Origin of the sequence: Variovorax sp. YR566 (assembly GCF_051992195.1) — a bacterium.
In the GTDB taxonomy this organism is placed as follows: domain Bacteria; phylum Pseudomonadota; class Gammaproteobacteria; order Burkholderiales; family Burkholderiaceae_C; genus Variovorax.
In genome coordinates, this window is record NZ_CP197092.1 from 2,448,768 (window position 1) to 2,463,696 (window position 14,929).

Annotated in this window: 14 protein-coding genes; 7 read left to right on the top strand and 7 right to left on the bottom strand. The window is 67.2% G+C overall.

Translation table 11 applies throughout. From position 1 onward, the window contains the following. Together ACTG4X_RS11355 and ACTG4X_RS11360 are read right to left on the bottom strand one after the other, a co-directional pair. On the bottom strand, positions 1-705 hold the full coding sequence (locus ACTG4X_RS11355) for a glutathione S-transferase N-terminal domain-containing protein (RefSeq protein ID WP_440533833.1): 705 nt from the start codon (positions 703-705) through the stop codon (positions 1-3). 96 nt (positions 706-801) lie between these two features. After that, positions 802-1,641, bottom strand: coding sequence for a phosphate/phosphite/phosphonate ABC transporter substrate-binding protein (locus ACTG4X_RS11360; protein ID WP_093078866.1), 840 nt, complete (start codon positions 1,639-1,641; stop codon positions 802-804). Between the two features lie 256 nt (positions 1,642-1,897). Between ACTG4X_RS11360 and ACTG4X_RS11365 the strand changes: the two genes are divergently transcribed. The 3 genes from ACTG4X_RS11365 (at position 1,898) to ACTG4X_RS11375 (ending at position 5,687) form a co-directional block, all read left to right on the top strand. After that, entirely contained in the window at positions 1,898-3,202 is a 1,305-nt protein-coding gene (locus ACTG4X_RS11365) for an MFS transporter (RefSeq protein WP_440533834.1), read from the top strand. A 30-nt stretch (positions 3,203-3,232) separates the two neighbouring features. Continuing rightward, complete coding sequence (locus ACTG4X_RS11370; protein WP_440533835.1) at positions 3,233-4,648, top strand: FAD-binding oxidoreductase; 1,416 nt, start codon at positions 3,233-3,235, stop codon at positions 4,646-4,648. A 76-nt stretch (positions 4,649-4,724) separates the two neighbouring features. After that, positions 4,725-5,687 carry a LysR substrate-binding domain-containing protein gene (locus tag ACTG4X_RS11375; protein ID WP_093058230.1) on the top strand — a complete coding sequence of 321 codons (963 nt, stop codon included), beginning with the start codon at positions 4,725-4,727 and terminating at the stop codon, positions 5,685-5,687. Between the two features lie 16 nt (positions 5,688-5,703). On the opposite strand, the gene ACTG4X_RS11380 is transcribed toward ACTG4X_RS11375, so the two are convergent. Continuing rightward, positions 5,704-6,342, bottom strand: a complete 639-nt coding sequence (locus ACTG4X_RS11380) for a TetR/AcrR family transcriptional regulator (protein WP_218840279.1) — start codon at positions 6,340-6,342, stop codon at positions 5,704-5,706. A gap of 241 nt (positions 6,343-6,583) precedes the next feature. On the opposite strand from ACTG4X_RS11380, the gene ACTG4X_RS11385 reads away from it, so the two are divergent. From ACTG4X_RS11385 to ACTG4X_RS11395, 3 genes are read left to right on the top strand one after another with little or no spacing between them, the layout of a single operon-like run. Continuing rightward, positions 6,584-7,387 carry an SDR family NAD(P)-dependent oxidoreductase gene (locus ACTG4X_RS11385; RefSeq protein WP_435471060.1) on the top strand — a complete coding sequence of 268 codons (804 nt, stop codon included), beginning with the start codon at positions 6,584-6,586 and terminating at the stop codon, positions 7,385-7,387. A 22-nt stretch (positions 7,388-7,409) separates the two neighbouring features. Next, complete coding sequence (locus tag ACTG4X_RS11390) at positions 7,410-8,546, top strand: DUF5938 domain-containing protein (protein ID WP_093177936.1); 1,137 nt, start codon at positions 7,410-7,412, stop codon at positions 8,544-8,546. A 5-nt stretch (positions 8,547-8,551) separates the two neighbouring features. Further along, positions 8,552-10,105 carry an AMP-binding protein gene (locus ACTG4X_RS11395; RefSeq protein WP_440533836.1) on the top strand — a complete coding sequence of 518 codons (1,554 nt, stop codon included), beginning with the start codon at positions 8,552-8,554 and terminating at the stop codon, positions 10,103-10,105. On the opposite strand, the gene ACTG4X_RS11400 is transcribed toward ACTG4X_RS11395, so the two are convergent. Then, positions 10,102-10,911: a hypothetical protein gene (locus ACTG4X_RS11400; protein ID WP_097199637.1), complete on the bottom strand. Its 810-nt coding sequence runs from the start codon at positions 10,909-10,911 to the stop codon at positions 10,102-10,104. The genes ACTG4X_RS11395 and ACTG4X_RS11400 overlap by 4 nt on opposite strands. 157 nt (positions 10,912-11,068) lie before the next feature. On the opposite strand from ACTG4X_RS11400, the gene ACTG4X_RS11405 reads away from it, so the two are divergent. Then, positions 11,069-11,731, top strand: coding sequence for a DUF1345 domain-containing protein (locus ACTG4X_RS11405; RefSeq protein ID WP_440533837.1), 663 nt, complete (start codon positions 11,069-11,071; stop codon positions 11,729-11,731). 19 nt (positions 11,732-11,750) lie between these two features. Here ACTG4X_RS11405 and ACTG4X_RS11410 read toward each other — a convergent pair whose 3' ends face one another. The 3 genes from ACTG4X_RS11410 to ACTG4X_RS11420 are packed head-to-tail and all read right to left on the bottom strand — an operon-like array spanning position 11,751 to position 14,842. Continuing rightward, positions 11,751-12,692 (bottom strand): DMT family transporter, encoded by a 942-nt coding sequence (locus tag ACTG4X_RS11410; RefSeq protein ID WP_093058236.1) that lies wholly within the window; start codon positions 12,690-12,692, stop codon positions 11,751-11,753. 38 nt (positions 12,693-12,730) lie between these two features. Further along, complete coding sequence (locus tag ACTG4X_RS11415; RefSeq protein WP_097199635.1) at positions 12,731-13,228, bottom strand: methylated-DNA--[protein]-cysteine S-methyltransferase; 498 nt, start codon at positions 13,226-13,228, stop codon at positions 12,731-12,733. Positions 13,229-13,234: 6 nt separating this feature from the next. After that, positions 13,235-14,842 carry a DNA-3-methyladenine glycosylase 2 family protein gene (locus tag ACTG4X_RS11420; RefSeq protein WP_097199634.1) on the bottom strand — a complete coding sequence of 536 codons (1,608 nt, stop codon included), beginning with the start codon at positions 14,840-14,842 and terminating at the stop codon, positions 13,235-13,237. Positions 14,843-14,929 lie beyond the last annotated feature (87 nt).

Consider the following 14,929-nt stretch of genomic DNA (forward strand, 5'->3'; position numbering starts at 1 on the left):
TCAGCCGCGCTTCGGAATGCCCAGCCCCGCCACCACGGCGGGGCGCGCCACGAAGGCTTCGAGCGCGCGCGCCACGTTCTTGAAATCCTTGAAGCCCACCAGATCCGCAGCCTCGTAGAAGCCGATCAGGTTGCGGATCCACGGGAAGGTGGCGATGTCGGCGATGGTGTAGCTGTCGCCCATGATCCATGCGCGGTCTGCCAGGTGCTTGTCGAGCACGCCGAGCAGGCGCTTCGATTCGCCCACATAGCGGTCGCGCGGGCGCTTGTCTTCGTAGTCCTTGCCGGCGAACTTGTTGAAGAAGCCGAGCTGGCCGAACATCGGGCCGACGCCGCCCATCTGGAACATCACCCACTGCAGGGTTTCATAGCGGCCGGCGGCATCCTGCGGAATGAACTTGCCGGTTTTCTCGGCGAGGTACATGAGGATGGCGCCTGACTCGAACAGCGCCAGCGGTTTGCCGCCCGGGCCGTTGGGGTCGATGATGGCCGGGATCTTGTTGTTCGGGTTGAGCGACAAGAACTCCGGCGACATCTGGTCACTGGTCTCGAAGCTCACGAGGTGCGGCTCGTAGGGCAGGCCGGTCTCCTCCAGCATGATCGACACCTTCACGCCGTTGGGCGTGGGCAGCGAGTACAGCTGCAGCCGGTCAGGGTGCTGCGTGGGCCATTTCTTCGTGATGGGGAAGCTCGAGAGATCGGTCATGGAGGGAGTCCTTGAGAGGGAGGAAACTGCAAGCGCCGGATTCTGCCCGCGTCGGGCAGATGGCGTGCGCGTGCGGCTTTACCCTCTGCCTGGCCCTCAGATTCCCAGCCAACTCATCAGCGAGGCCTCGACGTCGGCCGAAGGCGCGACGAAGCCAACATAGCTGGATGCCGCGAGCGCGCGCTTGCCTGCGTCGGTCTGCCCCAGGCTCAGCAGGGCATCGCGCGCCGCGCTCACCGTGGCCGCGTCGAGCTTGCGCGACGCGAGCCATTGCTTGATTGGCACCGCGCGCGATTCCGCGCATACCTTGCCCCCGCCGTCCTTCCAGGTCTTGACCACGCTGGAGGCTGCCGTTGCGCCATAGGCCGCGAAGCCGTTCTGCACGTAGAAGGGCACGGCCTCCTGGAAGCGCGTGTTGGTGACCTTGACCGCCGTCGGCCCCTGCAGGCCCTGCTCGCGCAGCATCGCGCGGGTGATCACCGCGGTGATCGAGTCGGCATCAGGCATGACCAGCTGCTTGCCCGCCACGCTTTTCCAGTCGGAGATCGGCTGCTGCTCCTTGCACAGGAACGACACCTTGTAGTCGGTGTAGCCGGTGGTCCAGGCGAAGGCGCTGTACTGCCCGCTCTTGATGGCGGCGAGCGCCACGTGCGACGGATGCACGAAGGCGAAGTCGACCTGCTGCTGCTTCAGCGCGTCGCGCGCGCCGTTGTACGAGTTGAGCACCTTGACCGTCACTGGCTGCTTGAGCGCCTTGGACAGCACTTCGGCGATGGGCTCGAAGCGGGCGCTGACCTGCGCGTCGGACACGTTGTAGCTCACGCCTTCGCTGACACCGATCACGAAGGCATGCGCCGAGGCGCCAACTGCCAGAAGCAACCCCGCTGTACCGCGAGCGACGGTGCGAAGCGAAGGACGAAGAGTGCGGTGATTCATGGAGGCCTTCTTCCAGTTGATGGGTAATGTTGTAACTAAATTATTACATTCATCGGGGCGAAGGAACAGGGCCTTGACCGCAGGGTTAGCCCTGATGAAACAACACTTCGGCGAACCGGCGGCGTGCGCATCTCGTTCGGAGATACGCGGATCTTCAATCCATATGAATCTTGCGTAGAAACCCGCACCGGCGCGGCGGGGTGCGAACGAGACTATTGGCTGCAACCGGGCCAGAACGAACGAAAGCGACGCACCCATGAGCACCAGCACCATCGCAACGCCGCCCTACAGCGGCCGCTTCGACAGCACCTCCGACGCCGTCTACCGCAAGGTCGGATGGCGGCTGATCCCGCTGCTATTCGTTTGCTACATCGTGGCGTACCTCGACCGCGTGAACGTCGGCTTCGCCAAGCTGCAGATGCAGGGCGACCTGCAGTTCAGCGACGCGGTCTACGGGCTGGGCGCGGGCATCTTCTTCATCGGCTATTTCCTGTTCGAGGTGCCGAGCAACGTCGTGCTGCACCGCGTGGGGGCGCGCCGCTGGATCGCGCGGATCATGATCACCTGGGGCCTGCTCTCGGCGGCCACCATGTTCGTGAGTTCGCCGATGTCGTTCTACGTGATCCGCTTCCTGCTCGGCGCGGCCGAGGCGGGCTTCTTCCCCGGCATCATCCTGTACCTCACCTACTGGTATCCGGCCGCGCGGCGCGGCAAGGCCACGTCGCTGTTCCTCGCGGCGATTCCGTTCGCGGGCATCCTCGGCGGCCCGATCTCGGGCTGGATCCTGCAGGGCATGAGCGGTGTCAACGGATGGGCCGGCTGGCAGTGGCTGTTTCTGTTGCAGGGCCTGCCGACCGTGGCGCTGGGGCTGGTGGTGTGGCGCTACCTCGATGACCGCGTGAAGGACGTGCAGTGGCTCACGCCCGCCGAGCACGAACTCATCGCCCGTGACATCGCCGCCGAAGACGCCGGCAAGGCCGAGCCGCGCATCCTCAGCGTGCTGGGCAATGGTCGCGTGTGGCTGCTGGCGCTGGTGTACTTTGCGTACACCTCGGGGCTGTACGGCATCTCGTTCTGGCTGCCGAGCATCATCAAGGCGATCGGCGTGAAGGGCGCGCTCGACATCGGCCTGCTCAGCGCCATTCCGTGGACCTTCGGCGTGGTCGCGATGTACTTCGTGGCCCGCAGCGCCGACCGCCGGCTCGAGTACCGCTGGCACAGCGCGCTGGCCGCCATCGTCGGCGCCATCGGCCTGGTGCTGAGCGTGGCCTTCCACGGCAATGCGACGCTCGCGATGGCCGGCCTCACGCTGGCCACGATGGGCATCATGTCGACCTTTCCGGTCTTCTGGGGCATGCCAACGGCCTTTCTCGGCGGTGCCGCGGCGGCCGCGGGCATTGCGCTCATCAACTCCTTCGGCAACCTCTCGGGCTTCAGCGCGCCATTTCTCATCGGGCTCATCAAGGATGCGACGCAGAGCACCGATGCCGGCCTGCACATGCTTGCAGGGCTGCTGGTGACTGGCGCGGTGCTGGTGCTGTTCGTCAAGCCGAAGCGCTGATCCGTTTATCTGCCTCCTTGAAGGAACCCCATGGACACGGTCGTGAGTTCGAACACGCGGCGTTCCCCGTCGCCTGAGCTGGTTGCGCTGCTGCAGCGCAAGTTTGCCGAGCGCTTTTCCACCAACCCGGCCGTGCTGCTGCAGCACGGCACCGACGAGTCGACCTATCTGCCGCAGCCGCCCGATGCGGTGGTGTTCGTGCGCAGCACCGAAGAGACGGCGTTCGTGGTGCGGGCCTGCGCACGCGAGCGCGTGCCGGTCATCGGCTTCGGCGTGGGCTCGTCGGTGGAAGGGCACCTGCTGGCCGTCGAGGGTGGCGTGTGCATCGACTTCTCGCAGATGAACAAGGTGCTGGCAATTCGCCCCGGTGACCTCACGGCCACGGTCGAGGCCGGCGTGACGCGCGGGCAGCTGAACGCGGAGTTGATGGGCACCGGCTTTTTCTTCTCGGTCGACCCCGGTGCCAATGCGTCCATCGGCGGCATGATCGCCACGGCCGCATCGGGCACCAACACCGTTCGCTACGGCACCATGCGCGACAACCTCGTGAGCCTGACGGTGGTCACGGCCAACGGAGACATCACGCACACCGCTTCGCGGGCACGCAAGAGCTCGGCGGGCTACAACCTCACGCAGCTGTACTGCGGCTCCGAAGGCACGCTGGGGCTGATCACCGAGGCCACCGTGCGGTTGCATCCGCACCCCGAGGCCTACGCGGCAGCGGTGGTGCACTTTCCGTCGGTGCGCGCGGCGGTCGACTGCGTGATCGAGTCGATCCAGATGGGCGTTCCCCTGGCGCGCGCCGAGATGCTGGATGCATTGACCATCCGCGCCGTGAACGCGCACAGCCACACCAGCCTGGGCGAGAACCCGACGCTGTTCCTGGAGTTCGGCGCGAGCCAGGCGCAGATCGACGAGCAGGCCGGCATCGTGCGGGAGATTGCGGGCAACCACGGCGGTGGCGCCTTTCAATGGGCCAACCGGCCAGAGGAGCGCTCGCGCCTGTGGACGCCGCGCCATCACGCCTACTTCGCCTGCCTGCAGCTGAAGGCGGGCAGCCGTAGCCTGACCACCGACGCGTGCGTGCCGCTGTCCGCGCTCGCGCAGTGCATCGAGGAGACGCAGGCCGACATCGCCGAACACGGCCTGCTGGTGCCGGTGTTCGGCCACGTCGGCGACGGCAACTTCCATTGCCTGGTGCTGGTGGACCCGAACAGCGCGGCGGAGAACGAAGCCGCCGAGGCCTTCAGCCACCGGCTTGTGCAGCGCGCGCTGCGCCATGGCGGCACTTCGACCGGCGAGCATGGCGTGGGGATGCACAAGATGAAGTACCTGGTCGAGGAGCACGGAGAGCACACGGTGGCGCTGATGCGTGCCGTGAAGCAGGCGCTGGACCCGTACAACATCTTCAACCCGGGAAAGGTCGTTGCTCCGGCCGGAGCCTGAGTGCCCGAGCGGAGATGTGCGGCCTAGAATCCCCGGCCTCGCCTGCACCCCGCAGCGCGCGGCCGGAGGCCCTTCGATGGAGCTGCGTCAGTTCAAGTACTTCGTTGCCATCGTGGATTGCGGCAGCCTGTCGCGCGCCGCGCAGCAACTCTTCATTGCACAGTCGGCATTGAGCAAGCAGATGGCCGAGCTCGAAGCCGAGCTCGGCACCCAGCTGCTGCTTCGCAGCCGCAACGGCGTGGCGATGACCGAGGCAGGCAAGGTCTTCTACGAGTACGCGCAGGGCATCACCAAGCAGGTGAGCGACGCCAAGGCCGCCGTGCATGTCGCGGCCGATTCGGTGGCGGGCTCGGTGGTGGCGGCGCTGCCGCAAAGCGTGTCGCCCATGATCGCGCTACCGCTGATGCGCGCAGCGGCCCGGCGCTATCCCGACGTGGTGCTGCATCTGAACGAGGAACTCACCGGCAACATGGCCGACCAGCTGCTGCGCGGCCGGGTCGACGTGGCGGTGTTCTCGCCTGCCATGCCGGCGGAAGACATCCGGTTCGTCCCGCTGGTGGAGGAAGACTTCGTGTTCCTCGAATCGCCGCAGAGCCCGCATGCGCTGCCGCCCGGCGACGTGAGCATTGCGCAGGCTACTGCGCGGCCGCTGGTGTGGCCCGCCAATGCGCACGGCCACTGCACGCGTTGGCTGGTCGATGCGGTGCTGGAGCGCGAGGGGCATTCCACGGCGCAGGTGGCCGCGGAGATCAATTCGGTCTACACGCTGAAGGCGGCCGTGGAGGCGGGGCTCGGGCCGACCATCATGCCGTTCGGGCTCGCGCAGCGCGAAGTGCAGGAAGGCCGGCTTGTCGCGCATCGCATCGACTCGCCATCGATGTTTCGCACGCTCGGGCTGTGCGTGTCGGTGCATCTGCCGACCACGAACGCGAAGCGCGCCGTGTGCACGCTGATCGGCGACGTGGTGCGCGATCTGTGCGAGAGCGGGCAGTGGGCGGGCGCGCGTGCCGTCGCGCCGGCGAAAGGGCCAAGGCCCTGACGCCCGGCCCTTCGTTTCAGGCGCGGCGCTTGCGGGCCGGCGCTGCGGCTTTGGCAGGGGCCGCGAACAGGTGCGAGATGGCCTGGCGCACATCGGCCTGCATGTTGTCGATGGCCTTCGCATCGCCCGACAGGTGCTTCAGCAGCGCCTGCTGGAACAGTCCGTCGAACAGCGCATAGGTGGCCGAGGGCGGCATGCCGGGCGCTTCGCCCGAGAGCTCGGCAAAGCGGCTCATGATGCGCCAGATCATGTCTTCGAGGCTCTTGTCGATCTGCACGACATCGGCGCGGAAGGCTTCTTCGAACAGCGCCTGCGAACGCAGGTCGTACCAGAGGCGATGCACGTGGCCTTCGTCGCGCAGCGTGTCTCCAAGGCTCTGCAGGAAGCCCTCCATCAGCTCGTCGTAGGTGGTGGCGCTTTCCACCGCGTGGTCGTAGCGCGTGACGCAGCGCGCCTTGTACTGCTTGACGCTGCAGATGATCAGGTCGACCTTGTCGCTGAAGTAGTAGTGCAGAACGCCGTGCGAGAACTCCGAGTTCTGGGCGATCTCGCGCAGGCTGGTGCGTGCATAGCCCAGTGCTGCCAGCGTTGTCAGCGCGGCTTCGCCCAGTTCGGCGCGCCGTTCCGAGAATTTGTCGACCCGCGTCTTGGGCACTCGTTCAGCGTGTTTCTTCAGCCGTTGATGTGTCGTCATTGAAAGCCGGACCGCACGCATGCCGGCCCCTGTGTTCTTCGTGATTCCAAACCATAGCACGCAAGCGGAAGAACCCGCATCCGGCGCGCCACGCATGTCATTTTACGAAGTTTTGACAATCGTCAAAGAAAAACTTGACACCCGTAAAGTCGATTTCTACGATGACCGCTCCATCTCACAACACATCTACAGGAGACAAGTGATGGCCAAGTTCGACTTGAAAGGGCGCAAGGCCCTGGTGACGGGCGGTGCGCGTGGCATCGGCGCGGGCATTGCCGAAGCGCTGGCGGCGGCCGGCGCCTCCGTGATGATTGGCGACGTGCTCGCCGACCTGGGGCGCGAAACCGCTTCCAGGTTGTCTGCATCTGGAGCGAAGGTGGGCTTCGTGCCGCTCGACGTCACGAAAGACGGCGACTGGGCCTCGGCCACCGAGACCACCGTCAAGGAGCTCGGCGGCTTCGACATCCTCGTCAACAACGCCGGCATCGAGATCACCTCGCTGGTGATCGACGTCGACGGCGACGACCTGCGCCGCATGCTCGACGTGAACGTGGCCGGCACGCTGCTCGGAATGAAGCACGCGTTCCGTGCGATGCGTCCCGGTGGCGGCGCGGGTGGCGGCGGGGCGGTGGTCAACATCGCATCGGTCGCGGCGACCATCGCTTTCCCGGCCATTGCGGGCTACTCGGCGACCAAGTCCGCAGTCGATCGCGCCACGCGTGTCGCGGCCATGGAGTCCGGCAAGCTGGGCTACGGCGTTCGCGTGAACTGCATCTACCCGGGACTGGTGCCCACCGACATGGGCATGAAGCTCGCCAGCGACATCGTCGCTGCGGGGCTCGCGCCCAGTGTCGAGGCGGCAGTGGGCGACGTGATCGGCCAGACGCCATTGGGCCGTCTCGGCGAAGTCGGCGACATGGCCGACGTGGTGGTCTTCCTCTGCTCCGACGCAGCCCGGTTCATCACCGGCGCCGGCATCGCGGTGGACGGCGGCATGGGCATGTGAGCGCACAAAAAGGAAACACAACATGAGCAGCAGCAAGAAGAAGCCCGTCGTCGTCTACGGCGCCTCAGGCTACACCGGCCGACTGGTGTGCGAATACCTGCGCGAGTACAACATCCCCTTCGTTGCCGCGGGCCGCAGCGCGCAGAAGCTGGAAGCGGCGATGAAGTCCAACGTGCCCGGCATCGAGACCGCGAGCTACGAGGTAGTGGAGGTGAAGCATTCGGTGGCGGCGCTCACCGAGCTCTTCACCGGTGCCTCGGTGGTGCTCAACACGGTGGGGCCTTTCGCCAAGTTCGGCCCCGAGGTGGTCGAGGCCTGCCTGGCCGCCGGATGCCACTACACCGACACCACCGGCGAGCAGGACTGGCTCATCACGCTCGAACAGAAGTACGGCGCCAAGTTCGCCGCCGCGGGGCTGCTGCTCTCGCCCGGCCTGGCGCAGATGTACACCACCGGCGAGATCGCGGCGCAGCTGTGCCTGGAGACGCCCGGGCTCGACACGCTGGACATTGCCGTGTTCTGGGGCGGCAGCCCGACCATCGCGTCCACTCAGACCATCCTGGTCAACGCAGCCACGTCCAAGGCCTACTACCTGGAGCAGAACGAGTACGTGGAGTGGCAACCCGACGCGGGCCTGTACCACCTGTCGATTCCCGGCCAGCATGAGGCGGCGCTGGCGCTGCCCTGGGGCGGCACCTCGCACCCGGTATGGTTCAAGCGCGATCCGCGCGTGGCCAATGTGAAGGTGCTCGGCGGGGTCTTCAACAAGGCGCTGATGCAGGGCGTGCCGCACATCGTGGCCGCCGCGCTCAAGGCCACGGAAGGCATGAACGACGAGGATCGCTACGCCGCACTGGCCCAGACGGCGGCAGGCGTGATGAACACCATGCCCCCGCGCGAGAACCCGCGCATCAACAAGTCCGTCGATTCGGTGCATGCCTCCGGTCCGCTGGGCCGCATGCACTGCGTGATCTTCGGGAATTGCAACTACAAGCAGACCGGCTTGTTGCAGGCCTATGCGGCGGCCTCGCTGCTGCAGCAGGCACCGCGGCGCGCCGGCTTCGCCTCGGGTTGCCAGGCCTTCGGGCATCGCGAGTTGCTGGGCGCGCTGCGCAGCTTCGGACTGGTGCAGGAGCCCGTGCTCACCCGGCTGGGCTGACTCCCATGCGCCTGATCGACTACCTGGACAAGGGCGCTTCGCTGGGAGCCGCGGCGCCCTGCCTGCGCATGGGGGCCGTGCTGCTGTCGTACGGCGACGTGCAGCGCTTCAGCTACCGCGTGGCGCGGGCGCTGCAGCGCAGCGGCATCGCCTCGGGCAGCAAGGTGGCGGTGCTGTCGGGTAACGACCCGGTCGCCTTTGCATGCGTCTTCGGGCTGTCGCGCGCCGCGGCCGTGTGGTGTCCGATCAACCCGCGCAACGAGGCTGCCGAGAACCGCTATGTGCTCGACGCCTTCGACTGCAGCTGCCTGATCTTCCACAGCGACTACGCACCGCTGGTCGAGCAGATGCGGGCCGACCTGCCCAAGGTGACGACGCTGGTCTGCCTCGACAAGGCGCAGCCCTTCGCGCCATCGCTCGACCAATGGCTGGGGGATGCCGGCGATGCGCCCATCGATGTGCCGGTGGTCGACGACGTTGCGATGATCGCCGGCACCGGCGGCACCACCGGCCAGCCCAAGGGCGTGATGCTGTCGGGGCGCAACCTCGAGGCGATGTCGGCGCTGACGCTGATGGGCTACCCCTTCGAGGGCCGGCCCGTCTACCTTGCGCTTGCGCCGCTCACGCACGCGGCCGGCGTGCTGTGCCTGCCTGTGATGGCGCTCGGCGGGCAGGTCGTGATCATGCCCAAGCCCGACTTGGGCGAGTTCCTCGGCCTCATCGAAGAACACGGCGTCACCCACACCTTCCTGCCACCCACGCTGATCTACATGCTGCTGCAGCACTCGCAGCTGACAGATGCGAAGCTCGATTCGCTGCAATGCTTCTGGTACGGCGCGGCGCCCATGTCGGCCGCGCGGCTCGAAGAGGCGCTGCAGAAGATCGGCCCCGTCATGGCCCAGCTCTTCGGCCAGACAGAGGCGCCGATGATGATCTCGATGATGTCGCCGCGCGACCACTTCAACAATGACGGCGCCATCGCACACCAACGCCTGTCATCGGCCGGCCGGCCCGGGCCGCTCGTGCAGGTGGGCGTGATGAACGGCGACGGCGCGCTGCTGCCCACGGGCGAGAGCGGCGAGATCGTGGTGCGCGGCTCGCTCGTGATGCTCGGCTACTACAAGGACGCGCGCGCCACCGAAGAGGCCTCGCGCCACGGCTGGCACCACACCGGCGACATCGGCTACCTCGACGCCGACGGCTTTCTCTACATCGTGGACCGCGCCAAGGACATGATCATTTCGGGCGGCTTCAACGTCTACTCTGCCGAGGTCGAGCAGGTGCTGATGCAGCACCCCGACGTGCAGGACAGCGCCGTCGTCGGCCTGCCCGACGAGAAGTGGGGCGAGCGCGTGGTGGCAGTGCTGCAACCGCATGCCGGGCGGCAACTGGACGTGGAGGAGATCAAGGCCTTCGTCAAGTCGCGCATCGGCAGCGTGAAGGCACCCAAGCAGATCGAGGTGTGGCTCGACCTGCCGCGCTCCAAGGTGGGCAAGGTGCTGAAGAAGGAAGTGCGCGCAGCGTTGCTGTCGGACGGAGAAGGGCAGAGACGGCCCTAGAAGCGCGCCTTGAGGAAAGCCGAAGGCCCCTGCAGACGGACCTTCAAACGCGAAGAATCGACAAAGCTATTGTTCTCGCGCGTCAGGTCGATGTTGGTCACGCCGTAGGCTAGCACCACGCCCACGTTCTTTATCGGAAACCACTCCACGCCGGCGGAGGCGTTGTAGATGTTTCCGTGGAAGCGGCCGCTGCTCTTCCATACGCCCGAGGCGTCGGCGAACAGCCGCAGGTCGGGCGTGATGGCATGGCGCACGCCCAATTCGAGCATGGGCGCCACGGCGCTGCCGCTGGAGCTTTCACTCAACGTGCCGACCTGCCCGTTCACCGCAGCGAGGGCGGTCACGCCGAGCGTCGCGCGGTAGTAGGCCGCGCCGGCGCCCAGGCCGAACACGGTGTTGCCCGAACCGAGCCACCACTTGTACGAGAGCCTGGCGAAGTCGAGCTTGGTGTTGACGTTGGCGCTGCCGAAGGTGCTCAGCGTGCCGAAACTGCCGAAGGACGTGTTGTTCGCAATGCCGCCCGAATAGTCGCGCTTGTACTGGTAGTAGTCGAACGAGATGCCCTGGCTGTCGCCGAGCAGCACGTCGGCCGTGATGCGCGGCATGGTGAAGCGGCCCGGCTTGATATCGCCCGTTTGCAGCGTGCCATATGCCGTACCGAACGAGGCGTTGAGCTTCGGGTCGGAGTTGAAAGCGCCAACCGAGAAGCTGAACCGGTCGAGCGCGGGCGAAGGATCGGCGAAGGCGGGCGAGGCGGCGAGCAGGAGCCCGGCGCCCAGCAGCGCACCAGAGTGGCGGAGCGGCATGGAAGAAATCCTTGGTGGCCCGGGGTAAAAAGGAATGTTTCCGGGCATGACTCCCTTGAACGCCGACGAAGGTAGTCGCGCCCGCGCGACTTTCGGATGCGCGGAATGCCGCTGTGCGTGTAGGACTTTCTCGACGGCGCGGCGCTACAGTGCCGCCATGCGCAAACACCTTTCCACCACCACCGGTCCCCAACGTCTTTTCTACGGCGCTGTCTCAGGCTGCGCCACTGCCGCGGCGTTGATGCCGGTGCCCATGAGCGGCATGGCGCGCGCGCTGGCCGGGTGGTGCATGGCCGTGGTGGTCTACCAGGTGCTGTCGTGGTGGCTGGCCGACACTTTCGATGCGAAGCGTACGCGCGAACGGGCACAGTCGCTGGACCAGCCCAACGTGGTGATCCTGGTCTCGATGCTGGTGGTGGTTGGCGCCAGCGTGGTGGCCATCGCCATGCTGCTGCAGCAGGTGAAGGCGCTGAGCGGCTGGGAGCGCGCGGCGCATGTGGCGCTCGGGCTGGTGGCGCTGGCGGGCTCGTGGCTGATGATGCACACGATCTATGCCTTTCATTACGCGCACCGCTACTACATCGACCAGAAGAGCGGCACGCCCGACGGCGGGCTCGACTTTCCGGGCAAGGACGACGCCCCCGACTACTTCGACTTTCTCTACTACTCGTACGTGATCGGCATGACCTCGCAGGTGTCCGATGTGCAGGCGACGTCGAAGGAGATGCGGCGCATCACGTTGCTGCACAGCGTGCTGGCCTTCGCGTTCAACATGCTGGTGCTCGCACTCTCGGTGAACGTCGTCGCGGGCGCCGTGTAGGCGCCCCGCCGAAGCGCGCTCAGGCCGAGGCCTTGCGGGGCGAGCCCAGCTTGACGATGCCCGTCGACAGCGCCACGCCGCAGACGATGACGGCCGCGCAGATCAGCATCCACTGCGTGATGTTCTCGCCGAGGAACACCGCGCCGTAGAACAGCGCGAACACCGGCACCAGGAAGGTCACCGTCAGCGCGCGCGCCGGGCCGGCGCGTTCGATCAGCCGGAAGAACAGGATGTAGGCGACGCCCGTGCAGGCGATGCCGAGCGCCAGCAGCGCGAGCCACGCGCGCAGGCTGGGCATCTGCGCGGGCCAGAGCCAGAAGGCGGGCAGGGCGAGGAACAGCGTGGCGCCGATCTGGCTGCCGGTGGCTGTGGTCAGCGCGGGCACGCCGCCCAGGTGGGCCCGCGTGGCGCTGGCCGAGATGCCGTAGCAAAGGCACGCACCCAGGCAGGCCAGCACCGCGAAGAGCGCGGCATTGCCGCTGGCGCCCGCATGCAGGCCGGCGCTGCGGCTGGCGAGCATTGCCACGCCGGCAAAGCCGATCACCAGCCCGACGATGCGCGAACCCGCAGGCCGCTCGCGGAACCAGGCCCAGGCCACGAGCGCGCCGAACATCGGTGTCGTGGCATTGAGCACGGCGGCCAGGCCGGTGTTGATGGTCAGCAGCGCGAAACAGAACAGCGCGAACGGCATGCCCGAGTTGAAGACGCCGACCGCGAAGCTGGCCTTCCAGTGCTTGGCGAGAGACGGTCCCTGGCCGCGCAGCAGCGCGATGGGCAGCAGGAACAGCGCGGCAATGGCCACCCGCACCGCGGCCGTCGGCAGCGCGCCGAACTCCGCCGCGCCGATGCGCATGAAGAGGAAAGACGCGCCCCAGAGCGCGCCCAGCAGCACCAGGTCGATGAGCCAGGCGGTTGGTGCGAGGGGCTTGGCGGCTGCGATGTTGTTGTTCGTTGTGGTCATGCGTCTTTCGCTCTCTGTCTCTTCTTCGTTGGATGTTCTTACAGCGCGCCTTCCAGTTCCAGCAGGGCTGTCTTGCGTTCGAGCCCGCCAGCGTAACCGGTCAGTGAGCCGTCGGCGCCCAGCACGCGGTGGCAGGGCACGATCACGCTGATCGGGTTGCGCCCCACGGCCGCGCCAACGGCGCGCACGGCGGCCGGGTTGCCCACGTTGACGCTGAGCGCGCCATAGCTCGTGGTGGCGCCCGCCGGAATGGCCAGCAGTTGCTGCCACACGCTCTGCTGGAACGCGGTGCCGTGCGACAGGTCGAGCTTCATGTCGAAGTTGTCGCGCTTGCCGGCGAAGTAGTCGTGCAGCTGCGCGGCCGCCTCGACCAGCGCGGGGTGGTCGTCCTTCGTGATCCAGCCGCTGGTGTCGGGCCAGTGGCGCTGCTGGTCGAACCAGACGCCGGCCAGGCCCTGGTCTGTGGCCGCCATCGTGATGCCGCCGAGCGGCGTGTCGATGTGCGAGGTGTAGATGACTTTGCTCTTGAATTTCATGACGTTTCAGGCGGCGAGGCCTGCCGTAGTGATGAGAGGGAGTTCCGCAGCCACCGTTTCGGTGGCGTTCGCAGGAGTGGAGGAGGGCGCGTGCCAGGCCCGCAGCACCGCATAGCTGCGCCATGGCCGCCAGGCTTGCGAGGCCTCGCCGGCTGCGCGCGCTGTGGTCACGCCCAGCGCCTTCTGCAGTGCCACGTCGCCGGCCGGAAATGCATCGGGCCAACGCAGCGCGCGCATCGCGATGTACTGCGCGGTCCAGGCGCCGATGCCGGGCAGCTCCTGCAGCGCCGCGATGGTCGAAGGCACGTCGGCTCCCGCATGCAGCGCCAGCTTGCCGGACGCGACTTCGCGGGCGATGGCGTGCAGGGCCGTCTGCCGCTGCCGCACGATGCCGAGCTGGCCCAGCGCATCGCCGCTCGCGGCGGCAATGGCCGCGGGCGTGGGAAACAGGCGGTTCAGCCCCTCGATGGGCGTAGCCAGTGGCTCGCCGAAGGCCTCGACCAGCCGCGAGCCCAGCGTGCGCGCCGCGGCCACCGTGATCTGCTGGCCCAGCACCGCGCGCACCGCCAGCTCGAAGCCGTCGACCGTGCCCGGCACGCGCAGCCCGTCGCCGTGCGGAAAGGCCGCATGCAGCGCTGCATTGATGGCCATCGGCTCGGCGTCGAGGTCGAACAGGGCGCGTGCGCGGCTGATGACGATGGGCAGCACCGCGGCCAGTGAATCGCTGACCGACAGCAGCAGTTGCTCGCGTTCGAGGTCGAAGCGCAGTTGCAGCCAGCCCGCATGCGCCTGTCCGCCTTGCTGGACGCGCAGCGTGCGGGTCAGCTTTACATAGGTGGGCGTGCTGCCCTTGGCGGGCTCCTTGCCGTCCGCCGTGGATACGACTTCGACGCCGCGCAGCGCACGGCGCGCGAAGAAGCCCAGCATCGCGTTGGCGTCGTAGGGCGGGCGAAAGCCCAGCCGCACCTCGATGGCCTTGCCTTCGCCACCTTCGACGGTGGCGCCACCGGCGCGCCGCAGGGCGCTCGGGTTCAGGCCGTAGTGCTCCAGAAAGGCCGCATTGAAGCGCCGCACGCTGGCGAAGCCGCTGGCCAGCGCCACCTGCGTCATCGGCAGGCGGGTGTCGGCGATGAGCTGCTTGGCGGCCAGCAGGCGGCGCGTCTGCAGATATTGAAGGGGCGAGACGCCGAACTGCACCTCGAAGATGCGCCGCAGGTGGCGGTCGCTCACGCCGAGCCGCGCCGCGATCTGCGCTGCGCCCGGGCCGTCTTCCGACCAGGCGTCGGGCTCGTCGATCAGCCGTGCCGCCTGCAGCGCGAGGATGCGCGAGGCGTCTTCGGTCGACCAGCTGGCTGCGCCTGAAGCACGAGGGGCCAGCTCGGGCCGGCAGCGCAGGCAGGGGCGAAAGCCCGCGGCCTCGGCCTGTGCCGCGTGGCGGAAGAACCGGCAGTTCTCGCGCCGAGGCAGCTTCACGCGGCAGACCGGGCGGCAATAGATGCCGGTGGAGGTCACGGCGGTGAAGAACGACCCGTCGAAGCGCGCATCATGCGTCTTCATCGCCAGGTAGCAGGCGTCGCTCTCGAGCGCTTCGGTGGGGGTGTGGCTGGTAGGCATGGGGAAATGATACGGTTTCGACTCGTTTCAACTGGCCGTTTTCGGACATGTGGGCATCTGGAGCCTTGCCTACAATGCCCCGTTTAC

Bases quoted from the DNA above. Each gene is read 5' to 3' on its own strand.
- ACTG4X_RS11355 (WP_440533833.1), bottom strand. From the start codon at position 705: ATGACCGATCTCTCGAGCTTCCCCATCACGAAGAAATGGCCCACGCAG.
- ACTG4X_RS11360 (WP_093078866.1), bottom strand. From the start codon at position 1,641: ATGAATCACCGCACTCTTCGTCCTTCGCTTCGCACCGTCGCTCGCGGT.
- ACTG4X_RS11365 (WP_440533834.1), top strand. From the start codon at position 1,898: ATGAGCACCAGCACCATCGCAACGCCGCCCTACAGCGGCCGCTTCGAC.
- ACTG4X_RS11370 (WP_440533835.1), top strand. From the start codon at position 3,233: ATGGACACGGTCGTGAGTTCGAACACGCGGCGTTCCCCGTCGCCTGAG.
- ACTG4X_RS11375 (WP_093058230.1), top strand. From the start codon at position 4,725: ATGGAGCTGCGTCAGTTCAAGTACTTCGTTGCCATCGTGGATTGCGGC.
- ACTG4X_RS11385 (WP_435471060.1), top strand. From the start codon at position 6,584: ATGGCCAAGTTCGACTTGAAAGGGCGCAAGGCCCTGGTGACGGGCGGT.
- ACTG4X_RS11390 (WP_093177936.1), top strand. From the start codon at position 7,410: ATGAGCAGCAGCAAGAAGAAGCCCGTCGTCGTCTACGGCGCCTCAGGC.
- ACTG4X_RS11395 (WP_440533836.1), top strand. From the start codon at position 8,552: ATGCGCCTGATCGACTACCTGGACAAGGGCGCTTCGCTGGGAGCCGCG.
- ACTG4X_RS11400 (WP_097199637.1), bottom strand. From the start codon at position 10,911: ATGCCGCTCCGCCACTCTGGTGCGCTGCTGGGCGCCGGGCTCCTGCTC.
- ACTG4X_RS11405 (WP_440533837.1), top strand. From the start codon at position 11,069: ATGCGCAAACACCTTTCCACCACCACCGGTCCCCAACGTCTTTTCTAC.
- ACTG4X_RS11410 (WP_093058236.1), bottom strand. From the start codon at position 12,692: ATGACCACAACGAACAACAACATCGCAGCCGCCAAGCCCCTCGCACCA.
- ACTG4X_RS11415 (WP_097199635.1), bottom strand. From the start codon at position 13,228: ATGAAATTCAAGAGCAAAGTCATCTACACCTCGCACATCGACACGCCG.
- ACTG4X_RS11420 (WP_097199634.1), bottom strand. From the start codon at position 14,842: ATGCCTACCAGCCACACCCCCACCGAAGCGCTCGAGAGCGACGCCTGC.